The sequence below is a fragment of the Maribacter sp. BPC-D8 genome (assembly GCF_035207705.1).
In the GTDB taxonomy this organism is placed as follows: Bacteria; Bacteroidota; Bacteroidia; order Flavobacteriales; family Flavobacteriaceae; genus Maribacter.
Window position 1 is genome coordinate 1,838,731 of sequence record NZ_CP128187.1, and the last position, 22,144, is coordinate 1,860,874.

The window sequence follows — 22,144 nt, forward strand, 5'->3', positions numbered from 1 at the left end:
TCAAAATTACAAAAAATAATAATAACTAATAAAAAACAACAAGGCGATAAAAAAGGTACTTAAAGCCAATTTTTTTAGCTCTGGATCAAGTTCTGCTTCGTTATTTGTGATAGCTACTTTTCTTAGATGAATAAACACCAGAAAGTAGCCTGCAAGACATACATAACGTAATTGTGATCCATTTGTTGTGAGTAAAAAACAAAACAGACACAAAAACGAAATAATTAACAGTGCGTAGTGATATTTTTTTGCCTTCGGTAAACCCATTTTAACCACCATGGTATTCTTACCAACTGCGGCATCAGATTTTATGTCTCTCATATTATTAAGGTTAAGAACACCTACACTCAATAACCCTATAGAAACTGCGGGAAATACTGTCATAAAAGATATTGCTTTCAAGTATAAAAACATAGAACCTAAAACACTGACTAACCCAAAGAATATAAAAACAAAAATATCGCCAAGACCATTATACCCGTAAGCAGATTTACCTACGGTATATTTGATAGCTGCCCAAATTGCGAAGGCTCCTAATAATAAGAATAAAGCAGGATAGAGAATATCTTGTAAACCGAAAGAAGTTACGATTAACGCTACAATGAGAATTACATTTATTACAATACTGATATAAATACCAGATTTTAACTGCGCTGCGGTTAAAAGTCCGCTTTGCAGGGCTCGTTTTGGCCCTACCCTATCATCACCATCAGTACCTTTGACACCGTCACCGTAGTCATTCGCAAAATTAGAGGTTACCTGTAAACCAATGGTTGTTAAGATTGCCAGAACAAAAATACTGACATTCGTGACCCCATGATAAGCTGCCATAGCAGTACCTACAAGTATACCTGAAATTGATAAGGGAAGCGTTCTAAGTCTTGCTGCGTTGAGCCAAGCTTTAACTTTTGTCACTAAAAAGGATCTTCTATTTGAATTCTTTTACCGTCTTGATAAGAAGCTACGAAAGCATCACCAAAACCAATATCTACCAATTGTTTTCTAAAAGATTGCGCTTCTTCTAAAGTCTCAAAATTACCTAATGAATACGAGTAAAAAGGATTGGTTTTAACGAAGAGTGTATTTGTCAAAGCCTCAGAAGCCAAAGTGACATTATTATCTACGAAGGATTTAACTTGTACCGAATATATTTTTTCTTTCTGTAAGAACTCTTTAGCCAGGTAAAATTCTTTAACAAGGCTTAGCTCTTCATTCTGTTCTTTTAAACTTTCTAAGCGAGTTCTAATAGCATCAACACTATCTATAGAAGTTAAAACTAAATCATTAGAAGCTTTTCTATTAAAACCACCTGAACTTGACAAACCTGCTGTAAATGAAGTAAATGCCAAACCACCAATTAAGAAAAGACCCGTGATTCCTGCTAAAATATTACGCTGAATCTTACTCTTTTTTAATTCTTTGTTCTTGAATTTTATTTGATCTAATAAACGCTCATTGATAATTTGTGCTTTATCGACGTCTTTATGTAATTCTAGTAAATCGCTTTCTTCTATAAAGGGCATATACAGGGGTAATTTTTACGCTTAAAATCTAAATGTAAGTTAAAAATTGTTAATAACTTTTTAATTGATGCAAAAATAAAATTAAAAGTAACTTATCACAATAAACACGATGATTATTTACGATATTCTATTGAAAATCAATTAGCAAAGAATTTTCTTACATTTTTATTTAGTCATCTAAAAGGCTGATACCATCAGACTCAATTTTTATTTTTCTTTCTTTATATAAGGTACCTAGACCTTTTTTAAATGTTTTCTTACTCATTTGAAAAACATCTCTTATTTCTTCTGGTGCAGACTTATCATGTAACCCTAAAAAACCACCACTTTCTACTAACACTTCATATATTTTGTTGGCAGCAGGTTCTAAAACCTTTGTACCTAATGGTTGAAGAGAAATATCTAATTTATTGTCTTTTCTAATGGTCTTAATACAACCAGGTATAACGTCGCCAATATTAATTGGTTTGAAAACTTCATTGAAGTAAACTAACCCTTTGTGTTTTTCATTTACAATAACCTCCCAACCTAAATCGGTTTGTCTGGTAACCACTAATTCTACCTTCTCCCATACTTTAAGGTCGATAGTATCATTACTTAAAAATCTGTCCAATTTATTTGAAGCAACCAATCTACCAGAACGTTCATCTAAATAACAGTGAACTACGTACCACTGCCCTTCTTTCATCTTAACACGTTGCTCACGAAAAGGAACTAAAAGATGTTTCTCAAGACCCCATTGCATAAACGCACCAAACTCATTGACCTCAGCTACTTGTAATAACCTAAACTCACCAAGCATAATATCTGGTTCTAAGGTAGTTGCAACTGGTCTTTCATCATAATCTAAATAACAGAAAACTTTAATTTTCTCTCCTATTTCATATTCAGTTGGTACATATTTATTTGGTAGCAATACATCATTTCCTTCTTCATCACCCAAAAAGAGCCCAACACTAGTGTCTCTTAAAATCTCAAGGTTGTTTATACGTCCTAATTCTATCATGCTGCAAAATTACATTTTAAATATTAATAATCTTAACGTAAAAAAAAAGACCGTCACCAAAAATGGTAACGGTCTTTAATTTATTTGACATCTGACTATTTATCGTAAACAGATGCTTTTTTGAAATGTTGACAAAGCTTGTAATAGATAACAGCTCTATGCTTGTTTCTGTTAGAAGAACCGTATTTGTCCATAACAGTTGCAAGTGCTTCATCTAATTTAGCATTATCAGGAAGACCTAACTTTTTGATCAAGTAATTGTTCTTTACAGTATCCAATTCTTTTTGATCACTACCAGATACTTTAGAAGCATCGATGTTGTAAATAGATGGTCCTAGACCAACAGTTACTTTTTTAAGCAAGTCCATATCTGCATCTTCACCAAATTTATCTTTGATGTCCGCAGCATACTTTTCGATTAAATCGTCTCTTTTACTCATGTTAAATGTGTTATAATTAATGGTTAATACACCACTAAGATATGAAACGAAAATAATCAATCAAAATTTTATCGTTTTTTAATGTAGGCGTAGTAATTTCCAGTAATTGCGGACGACCGGTTTCATCAAAAAACGTACTTAATTCTTCTTCAAGTTCTTCGGATGAATTTGCCGTTAAATAATCGAAACCATACATCTCACAAAGATGCGCTGCCGATAAGGTATGTCTGGTTTCAAAATAGGTTTCAAAAACATCAGAATTCTCCTTACCGGGAAGTATTCTAAATATTCCGCCGCCATTATTATTAACAACAATAATTCTAAAATTAGGCTTTAAGTAACTATTCCACAATGCGTTACTATCATAGAAAAAGCTGAGATCACCTGTTATAAAAAGTGTAGGTGAGTCACTTGCCAAAGATGCACCTATTGCAGTAGATGTACTACCATCTATACCACTTGTACCTCTATTACAAAACACTTTTAGAGTAGGGTTAACATTAAATAACTGCGTATATCTAATGGTAGAACTATTTGCCAGCTGCAACATATAATCGTTAGGTATAGCTGCTAAAATATGATTAAAGGCTAAAAAATCTGAAAACGGAATCTCTTTTAAATAATCATCTCTTTTAAGCTCATATTTCTCTTTTACTATATTCCAATGAGAGAAATAATCACTTTTTAGATTGGTATTGTCTACATACATTTCACTAAAAAAATCATTGACCGAAATTTTAATATGTTCTTCTAAACAGAAAAAAGTATTGTTGGCAAATTGACCGCCAATATGCCAATGATGTTTTGGAGTATAATTTCTTAGAAATGCTTTTACTTTTTTAGAAACTATGAGTCCGCCAAAAGTGATCAATACCTCTGGCTTCAATTTTTCGAATTCCAATTCCGTATCCGCATGCATTTCAATGGGTGCAACTAGTGAATCTATACTATTGAAAAAATTAGGATGATGAATGTTCGATGTAGTTTCTGTTAACACGATAACGCTAGGATCATTAGCTAGCTTTTCTAAAACCATATCTTTAATAGCATTAGATGTATTCACCCCTACCAATACCATTTTACGAACAGAAGTATTCCAAATATTTCTGTGCTGCTCTAGATCAACAGCATTAACTACCTCAGCAGGTATCGCGCTAATTTGAGGCGATATCGTAGGCGTTGATACTGTTTCATACAACGGCTCTTCAAAAGGTGCGTTTATATGAATAGGAGTATTAGAGGTCAGTGCAATTTCAAGAGCAAGGTTCAATTGACTATCATTGTAATTCTGCACTTCTTGTTGCACATCATTTACATTTCTATCTGAAAGCCACTCTGGTTTATATTGCAAAACCTTTGTTGTAGCATGACTGACATCTTGCTTTAGATTAGCAGAATATCTAATATGATTTTCAAATACATTTCGCTGATTAATCGTTTGCCCATCTCCTATTCCTAATTTATAAATAGGTCTGTCAGCAGAAATAACTATTAACGGAATATTACTAAAATATGCCTCTGCAACTGCAGGGTAATAATTTAAAAGCGCACTACCAGATGTGCACAACACTACCACCGGCTTTTGAAATTGTTGCGCCATACCTAAAGCAAAAAATGCAGCACAACGCTCGTCTACAATACTGTAACAAGTAAAAAAAGGATTCTCTGCAAAGGCTATCGTAAGCGGTGCATTTCTTGACCCCGGCGATATTACAATATTAGAAATATTCTTTGCCTGGCAATGTTGAACAATAGATTGTGCGGTAGGTATTGCGGAGTATTTCATGTAGTTCAAAAATACGACCAAAGCGGGTTATTACCCAAAAGTTACTAATCTATTTACCGTCTAGAACACGAAACATGGTATTACTTTTTAAAGCAGTTTCCTCCCACTCCTTCTCTGGAATAGAATCAGCAGTTATACCACCACCCACATAAATTTCGGCTTTATCTTTAAACAATTGCATACAGCGTAGGTTTACATAAAGTTCTGAAGTTTTCATCACACTTCTGTAGGCACTATTCTCTTGATTTCTTTGGTTTCTATTTCTAGATAGCTCTGATTTCATATTTAGTTCGCCTAGAAATCCTGTATAAAAAGTTCGCTCATACAATTCGTTTTCTAAAATAAACTTTTTTGCATTCTCTAACGGACTACCGCAAACAGCAGGCGTTGGATGAAGCGCTTTTAATACATCACCAAATTTATTCGGAGCAAAAGTACCTTTCATCTCTGTACGAAGATGCCAAAGTTGACCAGCCTTAACAGACTCGCGTTCAGAACTATTTAGAGAAACAACCTTATCTTTTAAAGTATCAAAAATGTAATCGGTAACTAATTGCTGCTCATGTATTTCTTTTTCTGCCCAAATTGGTTCAGTATCACCTACTGAGTTCTGAGTACCTGCCAAAGACATTGTTGTAAATTGAGAACCGTTGCTTTTTACTAAAATTTCTGGCGTAGCACCCATCCAAGTTCCTATTTTTGGATGATACCAGAAATAACAAAATGCTTTTTTATATACGTTGAGAATTCGTTGATATACTTCAAAGTAATCGTCTTTACAATCAACTTCTATTTTCCTTGACAAAACCACTTTATTGAAGTCACCTTCATCGATTTTATCAATAGCATTCGATATTAACTTAGTATATCTAGATTTCTCTTCAGAATTGTTTTCATGTGAATTATTCTCTTTAGGCAGAACCTCATGAGACAAATTCAAAGGTACCTTTTCGAGAGCATCCATTTTCAATAATATAGCACCTGAATTCAAATCGAACGGAGCAAAAACGAATCCGGTTTCAGTGAAATCATTAACCTTATGAATGGCATCATCGTTTTGAAAAACACCGACTAATTCTGTCTCATTAGGTTTGCTATATAATACAAACGGTAACTGCTCTTTCAAGCAATTTGCAGCTCGATCAAAAAGTTCTTGTACCATATTATGCTTTTGGTAATGTAATCGTGGTTAATTTACAAAGAGAAACCAACTGACCATCTTCATTGGTAACTTTAATCTCCCATAACTGTGTAGTTCTACCTTTATGTAAGATAGTAGCTCTTGCAAAAACAAATCCTTCTTTTACACTCTTTACATGATTAGCAGTGATTTCTAAGCCTCTAACAAAAAACTTATTTCCGTCTAAAAAAACATAAGATGCCGCACTACCAACACTTTCTGCCAATGCAGCTGTTGCTCCACCATGTAAAACGCCATCTGGCTGATGCACTTTAGGTGTTACGGGCATTTTGGCTAACAAAAAATCTTCCCCTACATCGATGTATTCAATATCTAAGGTTTCCATCAAGGTATTCTTAGAAGTTTCGTTACAAATCTTCAGAATTTTTTCTTTGTAGTCGTTCATCCTTTTTTTTGTAAAATTAAGCATTACATTACCAACAGAAAAGCCTAACCGAAATGATCAATTCATGGAGAACATAATAAAAAATGTCACTTATAAAACTACCAATACCTATGAGACTTTAAATGAATTAACTAGCCAAACAAAACAAGTTTGGATTGTTTTTCATGGCATAGGTTTCTTAAGTCGTTTCTTTCTTAAATATTTCAACGAGTTACCAAAGAACGAAAACTACATCATTGCCCCACAAGCTCCTTCTAAATATTATTTAAAAAATGAATATAAGCATGTAGGTGCAAGTTGGTTGACAAAAGAAAACACGGCACTTGAAACAGCTAATCTTTACAATTATTTAGATGCTGTTTTAGAAAATGAAAAATTACCATCGGATTGTAAAATTGTTTTCTTCGGATTTTCGCAAGGCATATCTATTGCTTTACGCTACTTAGCGTATTCTAAAATGACCTGCTCAAAATTGATTCTCTATGCAGGCGGAATACCCACAGAATTAAAAAAATCAGATTTTACCCACTTCAAAAAGGATACTGAAATTGTTTCAGTTTTTGGAAACAATGATCAATATATTACCCCAGACAAACTAATAGAAGAGAACAACAAACTTAAAGTTCTTTTTGGTGATACCATTCAACATATCACTTTTGATGGCGGACACGAGGTTAAAAAAGAAATTATAAATCAACTGGCAGAATGAGCAACACACCAACTTTAGAAAATGAACGGGTTATATTGAGTCCGCTGACAATAGACAATTATGAAAAGCTTATTTCTATTGCATCACAAGATAAATTAGTTCAATACTCCCCTTCTGACATTGCAACACCTGCAAGTTTAAAAAACTATGTGGAAACTGCATTAGAACAGCAAAAAGCTGGCACTAGTATGCCCTTTATTATTTATGATAGAAAGTATAATGCATTTGCAGGGTGCACCCGTTTTATGCATATCAATTCAAAAAATAAAGTCCTACATATTGGCTCTACTTGGATCGGACGAGAATTTCAAGGTACCGGGTTAAACACCCAAATGAAAAAATTAATGCTAGCATACGCTTTTACTACCATGAATTTCGAAAAAGTAGAATTCCGTGTAGATGAAAGAAATATGGCTTCAAGAAAAGCTGTTAAAAAACTAGGCTGCACCTTAGAAGGTATACTACGTAAAGATGTTTACCTACTTAATGGTTTTAAAAGAAATACCTGTTGCTATGGTCTTTTACGAGAAGAATGGCAAAGCAATCAAAAATAGTATTACTCTTTAATAACTGTAGTTTCAGCTGGGTAATAGGCAATTTTTCTAGTAGTATAGGTATTGTCGGGCGTTACAATCTGCTTGATCCAATTACCAACTTCAGAATTATCGAATTGATAAATGTATTCTTTCTTAATAATACCAGCACCTCTCTTTGCTACTTCAGAAATTAGCATACCCTTTTCATCATATTCGTAACTAGTACGCGTGGTTGGCTCAAATTTCTTCAATTGCGAATTATACTCAAATTCTTGTTGTGCCATTAATTTATCATCCATGGTATACACTTCTTCAAAAGCATCATTCTCTTCACCATTTAAATACTCTTTGGTCAAAACAATTCTTTGAGCAGCTTTATTAATAGGTTTTAGCGTAGATGTACGAATAGATTTTACAGGAGCATCGTTCAATAGATAAGTAACAGTATTCTCTCCTTTAAACTTCTTATGCTCTATAAGCGTAATATCTGTACCATTATTATTTGTTCGCTGTATACTAATTAAATCGCCAAACTCATCATAGCCATATATGTACTCATCTAAAAATTCTTTTTCATAAGAGAAAATACGTTCTTGTATTTTTAAATTATCTGTAGAGTCTATTTCGTAAAAATGAGCGATAGAAGTACTTGCATCAAAAACACCATTTCTATAAGATTCTGAGCGCTTTTCTAAAAGATCATCATTACTATATTTGTAATAAACCGCATCATAATCTTTGTCATTGTATCTCGTAACTGACTTTGTTAAGAAACCCTTTTTATTAAAATCATATTCTTCTTTACCATAATCGGTACTGACCAAACAAGATTTTACATCTCCCATTAAGTCAAAATCCTCAAGGGTAAAGATTTGAATTTCTTGTCCTCTTACGTTAGAAAAAGCTGTTATAAAAACCGTTAAAAATATAAAATGGTATTTCTTAATCATACTGCAAAATTACTTTATTAATAATAGGGATAAAAGAATATCATATAAAAGTAAAAAGGGACGGTATATACCGTCCCTTTTCTATAATAAATAATAGTTATCTTATTTAACCTCTTCGAAATCAACGTCTTCAACGTTATCACCTTCAGAAGCACCACCGTCAGCAGTTGGCTCACCTTGAGCAGCACCACCTTGTCCATCAGCTTGCGCTTTGTACATTTCTTCAGATGCAACTTTCCAAGCTTCATTGATTTTATCTAAAGCAGGTGCTATAACAGCCAAATCTTTAGTTTCATATGCCGCTTTTAATTCTGCCAAAGCATCTTCAATTGGTTTTTTCTTATCGTCAGATAATTTATCTCCAAATTCTTTAAGTTGAGATTCAGTCTGGAAAATCATTCCATCTGCTTCGTTCAACTTGTCTGCAGTTTCTTTAGCTTTTTTATCAGATTCAGCATTTGCTTCAGCTTCAGCTTTCATCTTCTTGATTTCTTCTTCAGTTAAACCAGAAGAAGCTTCAATACGAATATCCTGAGTTTTGTTCGTAGCCTTATCAGTTGCAGAAACTTTAATGATACCGTTAGCATCAATATCAAAAGTAACTTCAATTTGAGGTGTTCCTCTTTGTGCTGGTGGAAGACCGTCTAAATGAAAACGTCCAATTGTTTTGTTGTCAGGTGCCATTGGTCTTTCACCTTGTAATACGTGAATCTCAACTGACGGCTGATTGTCAGATGCAGTAGAGAATACTTGTGATTTCTTTGTAGGAATCGTAGTGTTAGACTCAATTAATTTTGTCATTACACCACCCATAGTTTCTATACCTAAAGAAAGCGGAGTAACATCTAATAACAATACATCTTTTACATCACCTGTTAAAACACCACCTTGTATTGCAGCACCTACCGCTACAACCTCATCTGGGTTAACACCTTTAGAAGGCTTCTTACCGAAGAATTTCTCAACAGCCTCTTGTACTGCAGGTATTCTTGTAGAACCACCAACTAAGATAATCTCATCAATATCACTATTTTTTAAACCTGCTGCTTTCATTGCACTAGCACATGGCTCAATAGTTCTTTTTACCAAGTCAGCAATTAATTGCTCGAATTTTGATCTTGTCAAAGTTCTTACTAAGTGCTTCGGTCCTGAAGCCGTAGCTGTAACGTATGGTAAATTAATTTCTGTTTGTGCAGAAGATGATAATTCAATCTTAGCTTTTTCAGCAGCTTCACGTAAACGTTGTAAAGCCATTGCGTCTTTTCTAAGGTCCATATCTTCTTCAGACTTGAACTCTTCAGCTAACCAATCAATAATTTTTTGATCAACATCATCACCACCTAAGTGAGTATCACCATCAGTAGCCAATACTTCAAAAACACCATCACCTAATTCTAAGATAGATACATCATGCGTACCACCACCAAAATCAAATACTACTATTTTTTGTTCCGTATCTTTTTTGTCCATACCATAAGCTAAAGAAGCTGCGGTTGGTTCGTTGATAATACGCTCTACAGTTAAACCTGCAATTTCACCAGCTTCTTTCGTAGCTTGTCTTTGCGCATCATTAAAGTATGCTGGTACAGTAATTACCGCACGAGTTACTTCTTGACCTAAATAATCTTCTGCCGTTTTCTTCATTTTCTGAAGAATCATTGCAGATAATTCTTGAGGAGAATATAAACGACCGTCTATATCAACTCTAGGTGTATCATTATCACCTTTTACTACCTTATAAGGTACTCTTCCAGCTTCTTTACTAGATTCTGAAAATTTGTTACCCATAAACCTTTTAATAGAATAAATGGTTTTTGTAGGGTTGGTTACTGCCTGTCTTTTAGCTGGATCACCAACTTTAATTTCACCACCTTCAACAAAAGCGATAACAGACGGTGTTGTTCTTTTTCCTTCTGCATTTGGTATTACTACTGCCTCATTACCTTCCATTACGGAAACACAGGAGTTGGTAGTACCCAAATCTATTCCTATAATCTTACTCATTTTATATGTTTTAAATTAAGTGCTTTATTTTACAATCGATTAGTAATTGACAAACAATATGCCAAGCAAGAAAAACTGACATGATGTCATTAATCGTCATATATCAATAAAAATTATGACATTTTAGTATAGCTGAAAGGTGTATGAAACATTGTACCTTAGCCTTAAAATAAGATTGATTTGGAAATAGAGAGTATCAGTGTTTTCGATATGTTAAAAATTGGTGTAGGTCCTTCAAGCTCCCACACGCTCGGGCCATGGCGCGCTGCCGAAAGGTGGTTAGCTCGTTTAAACTCGAAAGACAATCTCGAAAAAGTTGAAGAAGTTCAAGTACACTTATATGGTTCATTATCGCTAACAGGTAAAGGTCATGCCACCGACTATGCCGTTATGCTAGGTTTATTAGGTGCCGATCCAGAATTAGTGCCAATTGACACTATTGACCCATTAATAGATAAAATTAAAAAAGAACATGTTTTACATTTAGATGGTAAGTACAAAATTACCTTTGATCCAAAACAACATATTATATTCAATAGAGCGTTTCTACCTTTTCATGCCAACGGACTAAAGTTTAAGGCAAAATTGAAATCTGGTAAAATCATATCAAAAACATACTACTCCATAGGCGGCGGTTTCGTTGTTAGCGAAGAGCGAAAAAATGCCAAACGCAAAGTTGACTTATTCAATAAGTTTCCTTTTCCTGTTCAGAAAGGAACCGAACTTCTTGAATTTTGTAAAAGTGAAAATTTATCAATCTCACAGATAGTTTTACAAAATGAAAGATCCTTGCGTGATGATGAGAAAATAGATTATGAACTAAATCGTATTTGGTCTACCATGTTAGAATGCATGTATACCGGATGCCATACAGAAGGAACCTTACCTGGCGGATTAAATGTAAAACGTCGTGCTTTTGAAATGCACAACAAGTTAAAAAGTGACCTGCCCTACTCCACACCCAAAGAATGGTTACAAACCATACGACAAACAGAAGTGAAATTTCGTCAAATATTACAATGGGTAAGTTGTTTTGCTTTAAGTGTAAATAAAGTAAACGCATCTCTAGGTCGTGTTGTTACTGCACCTACAAATGGCAGCGCGGGAGTAATACCTGCTGTATTAATGTATTATATGGTCATTGAAAACCATGCAGGTAATTTTGAACATGTAAAACAGTTTTTATTGGTTGCAGGCGAAATAGGAAGCATCTTTAAAAAAGGAGCTACCATATCGGCGGCTATGGGTGGCTGCCAAGCAGAAATAGGCGTATCATCTGCAATGGCTGCAGGTGCACTTACAGAACTATTAGGCGGCACACCCGAACAAGTACTTATGGCGGCAGAAATTGCCATGGAACATCATCTTGGACTCACCTGCGATCCTATTGGCGGTTTGGTTCAAATACCTTGTATAGAACGAAACTCTATGGGTGCCATAAAAGCTATTAACGCAGCTGAGCTTGCATTGGGTTCTGACCCATCGGCAGCGAAAGTTCCTTTAGATAAGGTAGTACAGACCATGTGGGAAACCGCAAAAGACATGAGTTCTAAATATAAAGAAACTTCTGAAGGCGGATTGGCTGTTGGTGTTTTCTTGAGCGATTGTTAATTCTGTTTCAAAAAGAAGCTACTTTTAATTTGTAGCTGTATAAATGGATGTCCTTTTTTTATAAGTCGATATTCCGCTAACTTTAGTATATGAAAAATCTGATTTCTGAAAGAGTAGCCGATTTTATAAAAAACTATCCTCCTTTCAATGTTCTTGATAGCAAATCGTTATTTCAGTTAGCTGAACAAGTACTTATTGTTTATAAGGAGAAAAACAGTGTGATTTTTACGGTAGATGAACCTCAGCATTCACATTTTTATTTAGTTCATAAAGGGGCGGTAACATTAAGTAATCCTGCTACTTCTAATATTCTTGACTATTGCGATGAAGGCGATATATTTGGACTAAGACCGCTTTTTGCCAATGAAAATTATAAGTTAGAAGCTAGGGCACATGAAGAATCTATACTTTACGGAATTCCTATTGACATTTTTAAACCTATTGCAAAGCAGAACGAAGAAGTAACTATTTTTCTGATGGAGAGTTTTGCCTCTAACACCCGTAATCCGTATGCTAAAAACCAAAAAGGACAACTGTTTGGCCACGAAGATGAAGAAGAAATTAAAAAAGAGGTCGTATTACCAGATTTACAATTAGCCAGCTATTCAAAAAAATTAGTGACCTGTTCTACAAGAACCACTATAAAAAAGGCTGCTGACATCATGTCTCAAAAGAAAATTGGATCTATACTCGTCACTAGCAAAGATTTACCAGTAGGTATTATAACAGATAAAGATTTTAGAAACAAAGTAATATCTGGCGAGCAACCTATAACCGCTTCGGTAAAATCAATAATGACAACCCCAGTTGTAACCTACCCAAAGAACCTAACGATTACGCAGGCACAAATGGCCATGATGAAAAGTAACATCAGCCATTTGGTGATTACTAAAGATGGCACCCCAAATTCTTCTGCATTAGGTATTTTATCTAAGCATGACGTAATGGTATCCTTAGGTGATAATCCTGCTGTATTGGTAAAGGCTATAAAGCGTACTTCTAAAATCAAGAAGATAAAGCAGATTAGAAAGAGTGTCATGGTACTCTTAACTGGGTATTTAGAACAAAACATTCCGTTAGGATTGATTGCAAAGATAATTTCTGAACTGAATGATACCTGTATTAAACAGATTGTAGAAATTTCACTTGCTAAAATGGATACTCCACCGCCTGTAAAATTTGCATGGTTGGCATTAGGCAGTCAAGGTAGAAGTGAACAACTTTTACATACAGACCAAGATAATGCCTTAGTATTTGAAGATGTACCTGAAGAAGATTTGCCAAAAACCACCACCTATTTTTTAGAACTTTCAAAACTTATTACCAAAGGGTTACATACTATAGGATACGAATACTGCCCAGCAGATATGATGGCTTCTAACCCTAAATGGTGTTTAAGTCTAGAGGAATGGAAAAACAAACTATCGTATTGGATCGGTAACCCCGGACCGAATGAGGTATTAATGTCCTCCATTTTTTTTGATTATAGTTTAGCATTTGGTGAGCGTAGCTTATTGGATAACATGTCTGATCACATATTCAGAACCGTTCATAATTATCCTATTTTCTTAGTACACTTAGCCAACGGCGCACTTCAAAGTCCGTCACCAACAGGATTCTTTAGACAATTCGTTGTAGAACAAGACGGACAACACAAAGATTTTTTCGATTTAAAAAGTAGAGCATTAAGACCGTTGATAGATGCTGCTCGCGTTTTAATACTATCGCATTCTGTAAAAGCGATCAGCAATACTTGGGAACGTTATGAGAAATTAGCAGAACTTGAACCTAACAACCAAGAGTTATACTTAGCGTGCTCTTATGCCACCAAGGCATTATTAAAATTTAGAACAAGACAAGGATTAGCTAATCATGATTCTGGACGATTTATTAAACTAGAGCAATTGACCAAACAAGAAAAAATGAAATTAAAGCGCACCTTTAAAGCAATTAAAGAAATTCAAGAATTGATCACACTTCGCTTTAAGGTTACTAATTTTTTAGGATAATGGGATTATTCACAAGAACACCTAAAAATCTACCAGATTATTGGATAAAATACGCCTCCCTTTTTAAGGAGTCTCCGAGTAAAGATTTCAATGATTTAATATTTGTAGTATTAGATACAGAGACCACAGGTTTCAGTTTTGAAGATGACCGTATACTTTCTATTGGCGCTGTAAAAATCAAGAAAGAAACCATTTCTGTACAAGAAGTATTTGATATCTATTTAGCGCAAGAAAAATTCAATAAAGAAACTGTTCATGTACACGGACTCTTAAAAAACGGACAACGAGAATGTATTAGTGAAGCTTTAGCGCTAGAGAAATTTCTTGACTATGTAGGCAATGCTATTATAGTAGCACATCATGCTGGTTTTGATATGGGAATGCTCAATACTGCTTTAGAAAGAAATGGTCTACCTAAACTAAAAAACACAGTATTAGATACGGGAGTTATCTATAAAAAAACGCTAATTAAATCTTACTTAGTGCAACCAAAATCTAATTATACATTAGATGAACTTGCCGAAAAATTTTCCATTTCAAGAAAAGACAGACATACAGCATTAGGCGACGCCTATATAACAGCAGTCGCCTTTTTAAAAATCATTTCTCGTTTAAAGGAAAAGAAAAATTTCTCGCTTAAATATTTACTCAGATAACATTAAAGACTCTCCAAGTAATTCAATACATTTCTATTGATACGGTCATTAATATGTGTAGTATCAGCCTTAACAAATGGTTCGCCAGTTATGTGCTCGTAAAGTTCAATGTAGCGTTCAGAAACGGATTCTATATATTCATCAGTCATCTCAGGTACAGTTTGTCCTTCTAAGCCCTGAAAGTCATTAGCAATCAACCACTGCCTTACAAACTCTTTAGAAAGTTGCTTTTGGGGTTCATCAGCATCTTGTCTTTGTTGATATCCGTCAGAATAAAAATATCTTGATGAATCGGGAGTGTGTATTTCGTCAATCAGAACGATTTTACCCTCTTTTGTTTTTCCGAATTCATATTTAGTATCTACCAAAATCAATCCTCTATCACCAGCGATTTCTGTACCTCTTTGAAAAAGTGCATAAGTGTACTTTTCTAATACCGCATAATCATCCGCAGAAACTATTCCTTTGCTTAAAATATCTTCTTTAGAAATATCTTCGTCATGATCACCCATTTCTGCCTTAGTTGCAGGAGTAATTATCGGACTAGGGAATTTATCATTCTCCTTCATTCCGTCGGGCATTGCAACGCCACAAAGTATTCTTTTGCCAAGTTTATACTCTCTAGCTGCATGACCAGATAAATAACCACGAATGACCATTTCAATTTTAAAAGGCTCACAAGCTATACCAACAGCCACATTTGGATCAGGAGTAGCAGTCAACCAATTAGGAACAATATCTTCAGTAGAAGCCATCATCTGAGTCGCTATCTGATTTAGAATTTGTCCTTTATAAGGTATACCTTTTGGCATCACCACATCAAAAGCAGACAATCTATCTGTTGCCACCATGACTAACATATCGTTCTCTAAGGTATAAACCGATCTTACTTTGCCTTTATAGACATTCTTTTGACCTGGAAAATTGAATTCTGTTTCGTAAATAGTATTATTTGACATGTAATTTTTTAATTGTGGTGTTCTATAGTTTTATAAGCTTCAATAACATTTTTAACTAGTTTATGACGTATAACATCTGTATCATCTAGATAAATAACCTCTATACCTTCAACATTCTGCAAAATTAACAAAGCTTCTTTTAAGCCAGAAATCGTTCTTCTAGGTAAATCAATTTGTCCCGGGTCACCCGTAATTAAAAACCTAGCATTTCTACCCATTCTAGTCAGAAACATTTTCATTTGTGCATGCGTAGTATTCTGAGCTTCATCTAAAATTACAAAGGCATTATCTAAAGTTCTACCTCGCATAAAAGCCATAGGGGCAATTTGTATGGTACCGTTTTCAATATAGTGCACCAACTTCTCTGCAGGGATCATATCTCTAAGTGCATCATACAAAGGCTGCATGTAGGGATCAAGCTTTTCTTTTAGATCTCCCGGCAAAAAACCTAGGTTCTCACCTGCCTCAACAGCTGGTCGAGTTAAAATAATTTTCTTTACCTGTTTTTCTTTTAAAGCCTTTACCGCAAGTGCTACACCTGTATAGGTTTTACCGGTACCAGCAGGACCGATAGCAAAAACCATATCATTCTTTTTGGCGGCATCAACCAATCTACGTTGATTGGCAGTCTGGGCTTTAATCAACCTGCCGCTTACACCATGAACCAATGTCTCTCCACTATTCTTCGATGATTTTGGCTGATCATCTTCAGAACTTGTCAATACCCTTTCAATGCTGTTTTCATCTAACTTGTTATATTTAATGAAATGCTGGGTTAAAAGATCGAACCGTTTTTCAAACTCTACTAAAAGTTCTTCATCTCCATAGACTTTGATCTTATTGCCACGGGCAACAATTTTCAATTTCGGAAAGTACTTTTTTAATAAATCAATATGTTCATTTTGCTGCCCAAAAAACTCTCTCGGGCTAATTTCGGTAAGTTCTAGAATTATCTCGTTCAAACAGTCAGTTTTATTATGATTTATAGTTAGCGAAGATTAGTTTCTAATCGCTGTTTTTTGTTTAATTTTGTATATCAAATTTAAGCAAATTTTAAGTTCGACTAACCAAAAACATATCAACATTGCTGTATGGCAATAATCACCCTAACAACAGATTTCGGATTAAAAGATCACTTTGTAGCTGTATTAAAAGGCTCCATATATACAGAATTGCCCGATGCCAAAATTGTTGATATTTCGCATGACATCATGCCGTTCAACATTCAGGAGTGTGCATACATACTTTCCAACTCGTATAAGAGCTTCCCAAAAGGAACGATACATATTGTAGGTGTAGATTCTGAAGAGACACCAGATAACAAGCATGTTGTGGCACTTGTAAACGGACATTACTTTATTAGTGCAAATACCGGTGTCATTGGGCTCATTACCTCTGAAATGACCCCAGAGAAAGTGGTAGAAATAAATTTACCAGATTCAATAGCTAATTCGTTTCCTGTATTAAATGTATTTATACAGGTAGCCTGCCATATTGCTCGCGGTGGCACTTTAGAAATTGTTGGCAAGCCATTTACAGCATTAAACGACCTAAGAGAATTTTCGCCAAGAATTGTAGAAGATGGCAAAAAGATTATTGGCAGTGTTATCTATATTGATAACTATGGCAACGTTATTACCAATATTCGTAAAAATTTATTTGATGCCTATCGAAAAGATCGTAATTACACCCTTATTGCACGTAATCATAAACTAGACAAGATTCATAAAGCTTATAATGACTTTATAGATTATAGTTTAGAAAAAAATCATCGCAAAAGTGCAGGAGACCTTTTGGCTATATTTAATTCGTCGGACTATATTGAATTGGCAATCTACAAAAGTAATCTTACCACAGTAGGTGGTGCCTCTACCCTATTAGGGCTAGATTACAGAGATACTATTATGGTAGATTTTGAATAGCACAAGCAAATTCCATTTCATGAATATTTAAGCGTATTTTTAAATAATACGAAATCACCAAAAGTTAATAACTAATGGTCAAATACAATTATTAAAAGCTTAAGTTAGTAATACCTAGTGTTATACACTACCTTGACCCGCAACAAACTGTTAATAAGTTTGTTTCCTTAAAAAGGTCAATTAAAATATCTTTGTTGGTAACGAAAACTGCCAACAATAAGGAGTTTAAACCTATTTTTCTTGTGAATTCAAGATTAATATCAATAAAATTTAAAGAATGAAATTTATAGTTTCAAGTACCTATTTGCTAAAGCAACTTCAAATATTAGGAGGTGTTATCAATAACAGTAACACGTTACCAATTTTGGATAATTTTCTGTTCGATTTGCAAAAGGACAAATTAACCGTGTCAGCCTCTGATTTAGAAACGACCATGAGTTCGGTTATAAAAGTAGATTCAGATAGCGAAGGTACTATTGCAGTACCGGCAAGATTACTTTTAGAAACTTTAAAAACCTTCCCTGAACAACCACTTACTTTTGTTGTTGAGGATAACAATACAGTAGAAATTAGTTCTAACCACGGTAAATATGCACTAGCATATGCTGATGGTGCAGAATTCCCAAAAGCGGTTGAATTAACTAGTCCTAGTTCTACAACCTTACTTGGAGATATTTTAGCAACTGCTATCAACAAAACAATTTTTGCTGCTGGTAACGATGATTTAAGACCGGTAATGAGCGGAGTCTTTTTTCAGTTTTCTCCAGAGAACTTAACGTTCGTTGCAACAGATGCACATAAATTAGTAAAATACCAACGTACAGATGTAAGAGCTTCTCAGGTAGCGGAGTTCATTATGCCTAAAAAGCCTTTAACATTATTAAAAGGAATATTAGCTGGTAGTGAATCTGATGTACTTATCGAGTACAATGAGAGCAACGCGAAATTCAGCTTTGAAGAAACAGAACTAATCTGTAGACTAATTGATGGTAAATACCCTAATTACGAAGCGGTAATACCAAAAGAGAATCCGAATAAACTAACTATTGCTAGAAATCAATTTTTGAGTTCAGTGAAAAGGGTTTCTATATTCTCTAATAAAACGACACACCAAATACGTTTAAAAATAGCTGGTGCAGAATTGAATATTTCTGCTGAAGATCTTGATTATTCTAATAAAGCAGAAGAAAGATTAACATGTTCTTACCAAGGTGATGATATGCAAATCGGATTCAACTCTAGATTCTTAACAGAAATGTTGAACAACTTAGGATCTGATGAAGTTTCTTTAGAAATGAGTCTACCAAACCGTGCTGGGATACTTACCCCAACTGATGGTTTAGATGAAGGTGAATTTGTAACTATGTTAGTAATGCCTGTTATGCTTAACAGCTAGTACATAAAATATATAAACTAAAAAGGGTCAGTTATTAAACTGACCCTTTTTTTTGTTTTATAATGTGCTTACGATATAAACCGTATAGTTCCAAAGTAGCTAGGCGATTCTCCGTTACTAGCCTTTATAGCATTTACTGCCGGCATTACAATTGATAAAATTCCTGCGAACATTAATAATAAGATTCCGAGTCCAAATAATAAGATACCAGGAATTCCGATTACAAGATATAAGAGTAACGTTAATTGAAAGTTGATTACCGATTTACCATGCTCATCCATACCTATAACAGAATCTTTGGTAGTTAGCCAAATCACTAACGGTACTACGAGTCCGCCAAATCCTGTTACAAAATCTAAATATTGAGACAAATGAGTAATGACCAACAAATTACGGTCTTCTCGTACAACTACTGCGTTTTTATTTACTAGTTCCATTTTTGATTGATTTAATGATGAATACTACAAATAAGACGCATAAAGTCGCAAATTGTTACAATTTTTAAAGAAATTATAGTTTTCTATTCAATTTTGTAAGCTTCTCTTGCTCCTTCATAATCTTCATTTGACTCTTAGCAACCTTATCTTCTATTTTCTGAACATCAACAGGCGAAAGTGTACCTTTTAATTTTCCTTTTTCAAGCTGACCTTTTAACTTTTCCACTTTTTTTTCTTCTTTAGAAATAGATTTTGCTTTAGAATCTATTTGCTTTTGAAGCTTTTCTTCTTTCTTTTTTGCCGCCTCCTCTTTCTTTTTCGCTGTTGCTTCTTTCTTCTCCTTCTTGGCTTCGGCTTTTGATTTCTCTACATTCTCCTTCACTTGATCCATTTCTTTTTCCTGAGCAGCAATAATTTCACCTGTAGTTTCAGGTGTATCATCTTGAGCCATAGCTAAAGAACTAACCAACATAAACGCCAACAATACAAATACTTTTTTCATTTTTAAATTACATTTTATAGCATGCAAAATTACTATATAAATACATACTGAAAACAAAATGCAATTAAATTAAGAAAACTACAACAGTTAATAATTGATTATTTTTGCAAGATGATTCAAAACGATACCATAATAGCATTAGCAACTCCGGCAGGTGCAGGAGCCATTGCAATTATTAGACTTTCAGGTACAGATGCAATTACTATTGCTTCCAAACATTTTGAATCGGTTTCAGGTAAAATTCTTGAAAACCAAAAAAGTCACACCATACATTTAGGATATATAAAGGATGGAAAAAATGTACTGGACCAAGCACTAATATCCATTTTTAAAGACCCGCATTCTTACACTGGCGAAAACGTGATAGAAATATCTTGCCACGGTTCACCATACATACAACAACAAATTATTCAGTTGTTTCTTAGAAACGGATGTAGAACAGCAGATGCAGGTGAATTTACGCTAAGGGCATTCTTGAATGGTAAGATGGATTTGAGTCAGGCAGAAGCAGTTGCTGATTTAATTTCTAGTGATAATGCCGCTAGCCATCAAATAGCTGTGCAACAAATGCGTGGTGGATTCAGTAATGAGATTAAACAATTGCGTACAGAGTTACTGAACTTTGCTTCATTAATAGAATTAGAACTAGATTTTTCTGAGGAAGATGTAGAATTCGCGGATCGCACTCAGTTTAAAGAACTACTTACACGTATTCAAAAAGTATTACAAAGCTTAATAGATTCTTTTGCAGTAGGAAACGTGATTAAAAACGGAATTCCCGTTGCTATCGTAGGCGAGCCCAATGTAGGCAAATCAACACTTTTAAATGCATTTTTAAATGAAGAGCGCGCGTTAGTATCAGATATTGCAGGTACCACACGTGATACTATCGAAGATGAAATTTCTATAGGCGGAATAGGGTTTAGATTTATAGACACTGCAGGTATTCGGGAGACACAAGATGTCGTGGAAGGCATGGGCATTAAACGAACATTTGAAAAGATAGAGCAAGCACAAGTAGTTTTGTTATTGGTTGATGGCTCAAAAATATTAGCTGACGACAAAAAATTAAAGAATATTGTTATCGATTTTGAGAAGATAAAAAATCAGAATCCGCAAAAACCGTTAGTCTTATTAGTCAATAAAGCAGATACCCTTTCTGAAGATGATAAAAAGAAAATAGGCACCTATTTAGATGATGTAAAATATCTATCTGCAAAAACAGGCGAAGGTGTTGAGGAGCTAAAAAACAGCCTTTTAGAATTTGTAAATACCGGAGCTCTTCGTAATAACGAAACTATTGTAACCAATACGCGTCATTACAATTCGCTACTTAAATCATTAGAAGAAATAGAAAAGGTACAGTTCGGAATGAAAGCAAATCTTTCAAGCGACCTTATGGCCATCGATGTTAAAGAAGCATTATACCATTTAGGAGAAATCACTGGGCAAGTAACCAATGATGAATTGTTGGGAAATATTTTTGCTAATTTTTGTATCGGAAAATAACAATTACGAAAATATCAACCATGTATGGTTTCATCTTTTCCATAATTTTGAATCACTTCTGCTTCAAACTCTACTAATTCTTTCCAGCGTTTATCTACGTCAACATCTTGACCGTATTTACGAGCAAAGCCAATGAAAGTGGTGTAATGTCCCGCTTCGCTTACCATTAAATCATAATAAAACTTAGATAATTCTGGATCTTTAATTTCTTCTGAAAGTAATTTAAAGCGTTCGCAACTTCTTGCTTCTATCATAGCAGAAAACAATAGTCTATCTACCATAGACTGTAATCTACTACCACCTTTATTCATGAATTTGTAAAGCTCATTTACATAACTATCCTTACGTTCTCGACCTAGTGTATATCCGCGCTCTTTAATAATATCATGAACCATTTGAAAATGTACCAATTCTTCTTGCGCCAACAGAAGTAAATCAGTCACTAAATCTGGGTATTCAGAATTTAGCGTAATTATAGTTATCGCATTCGTAGCTGCCTTTTGTTCGCACCATGCATGATCCGTTAAAATCTCTTCAAGATTCTTCTCTACAATATTGACCCAACGCGGGTCAGTAGCTAATTTTAGATGCAGCATGATATTC

22 protein-coding genes are annotated in these 22,144 nt (G+C 34.5%); 8 read left to right on the forward strand and 14 right to left on the reverse strand.

What is annotated here, in order from left to right; genetic code table 11:
• Nucleotides 1-6: 6 nt before the first annotated feature.
• From menA to QSV08_RS08355, 7 genes are all read right to left on the reverse strand, one after another.
• Entirely contained in the window at nt 7-915 is a 909-nt protein-coding gene (gene menA / locus QSV08_RS08325) for a 1,4-dihydroxy-2-naphthoate octaprenyltransferase (RefSeq protein ID WP_324027933.1), read from the reverse strand.
• Nucleotides 915-1,523 carry an SPOR domain-containing protein gene (locus QSV08_RS08330; RefSeq protein ID WP_073246421.1) on the reverse strand — a complete coding sequence of 203 codons (609 nt, stop codon included), beginning with the start codon at nt 1,521-1,523 and terminating at the stop codon, nt 915-917. The genes menA and QSV08_RS08330 overlap by 1 nt, the downstream gene beginning before the upstream one ends.
• A gap of 169 nt (nt 1,524-1,692) precedes the next feature.
• Nucleotides 1,693-2,529 (reverse strand): S1 RNA-binding domain-containing protein, encoded by an 837-nt coding sequence (locus QSV08_RS08335; protein WP_324027934.1) that lies wholly within the window; start codon nt 2,527-2,529, stop codon nt 1,693-1,695.
• Nucleotides 2,530-2,624: 95 nt separating this feature from the next.
• Entirely contained in the window at nt 2,625-2,969 is a 345-nt protein-coding gene (locus tag QSV08_RS08340; protein WP_073246886.1) for a DUF2853 family protein, read from the reverse strand.
• Nucleotides 2,970-3,003: 34 nt separating this feature from the next.
• Nucleotides 3,004-4,755, reverse strand: coding sequence for a 2-succinyl-5-enolpyruvyl-6-hydroxy-3-cyclohexene-1-carboxylic-acid synthase (gene menD, locus QSV08_RS08345; RefSeq protein ID WP_324027935.1), 1,752 nt, complete (start codon nt 4,753-4,755; stop codon nt 3,004-3,006).
• A 49-nt stretch (nt 4,756-4,804) separates the two neighbouring features.
• Nucleotides 4,805-5,917, reverse strand: coding sequence for a chorismate-binding protein (locus QSV08_RS08350; protein ID WP_324027936.1), 1,113 nt, complete (start codon nt 5,915-5,917; stop codon nt 4,805-4,807).
• A 1-nt stretch (nt 5,918) separates the two neighbouring features.
• A complete protein-coding gene (locus tag QSV08_RS08355; RefSeq protein ID WP_324027937.1) occupies nt 5,919-6,341 on the reverse strand; it encodes a PaaI family thioesterase in 423 nt (140 codons plus the stop codon).
• 64 nt (nt 6,342-6,405) lie between these two features.
• On the opposite strand from QSV08_RS08355, the gene QSV08_RS08360 reads away from it, so the two are divergent.
• Nucleotides 6,406-7,050, forward strand: a complete 645-nt coding sequence (locus QSV08_RS08360; protein WP_324027938.1) for an alpha/beta hydrolase — start codon at nt 6,406-6,408, stop codon at nt 7,048-7,050.
• On the forward strand, nt 7,047-7,604 hold the full coding sequence (locus tag QSV08_RS08365; RefSeq protein WP_324027939.1) for a GNAT family N-acetyltransferase: 558 nt from the start codon (nt 7,047-7,049) through the stop codon (nt 7,602-7,604). The genes QSV08_RS08360 and QSV08_RS08365 overlap by 4 nt, the downstream gene beginning before the upstream one ends.
• 2 nt (nt 7,605-7,606) lie before the next feature.
• Here the strand turns inward: QSV08_RS08365 and QSV08_RS08370 are convergent, their stop codons facing one another.
• Both QSV08_RS08370 and dnaK read right to left on the reverse strand, forming a co-directional pair.
• Nucleotides 7,607-8,536: a hypothetical protein gene (locus tag QSV08_RS08370; RefSeq protein WP_324027940.1), complete on the reverse strand. Its 930-nt coding sequence runs from the start codon at nt 8,534-8,536 to the stop codon at nt 7,607-7,609.
• Nucleotides 8,537-8,638: 102 nt separating this feature from the next.
• The gene (gene dnaK / locus QSV08_RS08375; RefSeq protein WP_324027941.1) at nt 8,639-10,540 is read right to left on the reverse strand and encodes a molecular chaperone DnaK; all 1,902 of its coding nucleotides are present in this window, start codon (nt 10,538-10,540) and stop codon (nt 8,639-8,641) included.
• Between the two features lie 186 nt (nt 10,541-10,726).
• Here dnaK and QSV08_RS08380 point away from each other — a divergent pair, with 186 nt between their 5' ends.
• The 3 genes from QSV08_RS08380 to QSV08_RS08390 all read left to right on the forward strand — a co-directional run bounded on the left by QSV08_RS08380 (nt 10,727) and on the right by QSV08_RS08390 (nt 14,816).
• Nucleotides 10,727-12,151: an L-serine ammonia-lyase gene (locus QSV08_RS08380; protein WP_324028358.1), complete on the forward strand. Its 1,425-nt coding sequence runs from the start codon at nt 10,727-10,729 to the stop codon at nt 12,149-12,151.
• 89 nt (nt 12,152-12,240) lie between these two features.
• Nucleotides 12,241-14,160, forward strand: a complete 1,920-nt coding sequence (locus QSV08_RS08385) for a DUF294 nucleotidyltransferase-like domain-containing protein (RefSeq protein WP_324027942.1) — start codon at nt 12,241-12,243, stop codon at nt 14,158-14,160.
• Nucleotides 14,160-14,816 carry a PolC-type DNA polymerase III gene (locus QSV08_RS08390; protein ID WP_324027943.1) on the forward strand — a complete coding sequence of 219 codons (657 nt, stop codon included), beginning with the start codon at nt 14,160-14,162 and terminating at the stop codon, nt 14,814-14,816. Before QSV08_RS08385 ends, QSV08_RS08390 begins: the two co-directional genes overlap by 1 nt.
• Before the next feature lie 2 nt (nt 14,817-14,818).
• Here QSV08_RS08390 and QSV08_RS08395 read toward each other — a convergent pair whose 3' ends face one another.
• Nucleotides 14,819-15,775, reverse strand: a complete 957-nt coding sequence (locus QSV08_RS08395) for a phosphoribosylaminoimidazolesuccinocarboxamide synthase (RefSeq protein WP_324027944.1) — start codon at nt 15,773-15,775, stop codon at nt 14,819-14,821.
• Between the two features lie 8 nt (nt 15,776-15,783).
• Nucleotides 15,784-16,737, reverse strand: a complete 954-nt coding sequence (locus tag QSV08_RS08400; protein WP_324027945.1) for a PhoH family protein — start codon at nt 16,735-16,737, stop codon at nt 15,784-15,786.
• A gap of 129 nt (nt 16,738-16,866) precedes the next feature.
• Here QSV08_RS08400 and QSV08_RS08405 point away from each other — a divergent pair, with 129 nt between their 5' ends.
• Nucleotides 16,867-17,697: an SAM hydrolase/SAM-dependent halogenase family protein gene (locus QSV08_RS08405; protein ID WP_324027946.1), complete on the forward strand. Its 831-nt coding sequence runs from the start codon at nt 16,867-16,869 to the stop codon at nt 17,695-17,697.
• Nucleotides 17,698-17,974: 277 nt separating this feature from the next.
• Entirely contained in the window at nt 17,975-19,093 is a 1,119-nt protein-coding gene (gene dnaN / locus QSV08_RS08410) for a DNA polymerase III subunit beta (protein WP_324027947.1), read from the forward strand.
• 68 nt (nt 19,094-19,161) lie between these two features.
• On the opposite strand, the gene QSV08_RS08415 is transcribed toward dnaN, so the two are convergent.
• A complete protein-coding gene (locus tag QSV08_RS08415; protein WP_324027948.1) occupies nt 19,162-19,530 on the reverse strand; it encodes a DUF4870 domain-containing protein in 369 nt (122 codons plus the stop codon).
• 73 nt (nt 19,531-19,603) lie between these two features.
• Entirely contained in the window at nt 19,604-20,032 is a 429-nt protein-coding gene (locus QSV08_RS08420; protein ID WP_324027949.1) for a hypothetical protein, read from the reverse strand.
• Between the two features lie 111 nt (nt 20,033-20,143).
• On the opposite strand from QSV08_RS08420, the gene mnmE reads away from it, so the two are divergent.
• Complete coding sequence (gene mnmE, locus QSV08_RS08425; protein WP_324027950.1) at nt 20,144-21,541, forward strand: tRNA uridine-5-carboxymethylaminomethyl(34) synthesis GTPase MnmE; 1,398 nt, start codon at nt 20,144-20,146, stop codon at nt 21,539-21,541.
• A 14-nt stretch (nt 21,542-21,555) separates the two neighbouring features.
• Here the strand turns inward: mnmE and QSV08_RS08430 are convergent, their stop codons facing one another.
• A complete protein-coding gene (locus tag QSV08_RS08430; protein ID WP_324027951.1) occupies nt 21,556-22,137 on the reverse strand; it encodes a tRNA-(ms[2]io[6]A)-hydroxylase in 582 nt (193 codons plus the stop codon).
• Nucleotides 22,138-22,144: the final 7 nt, after the last annotated feature.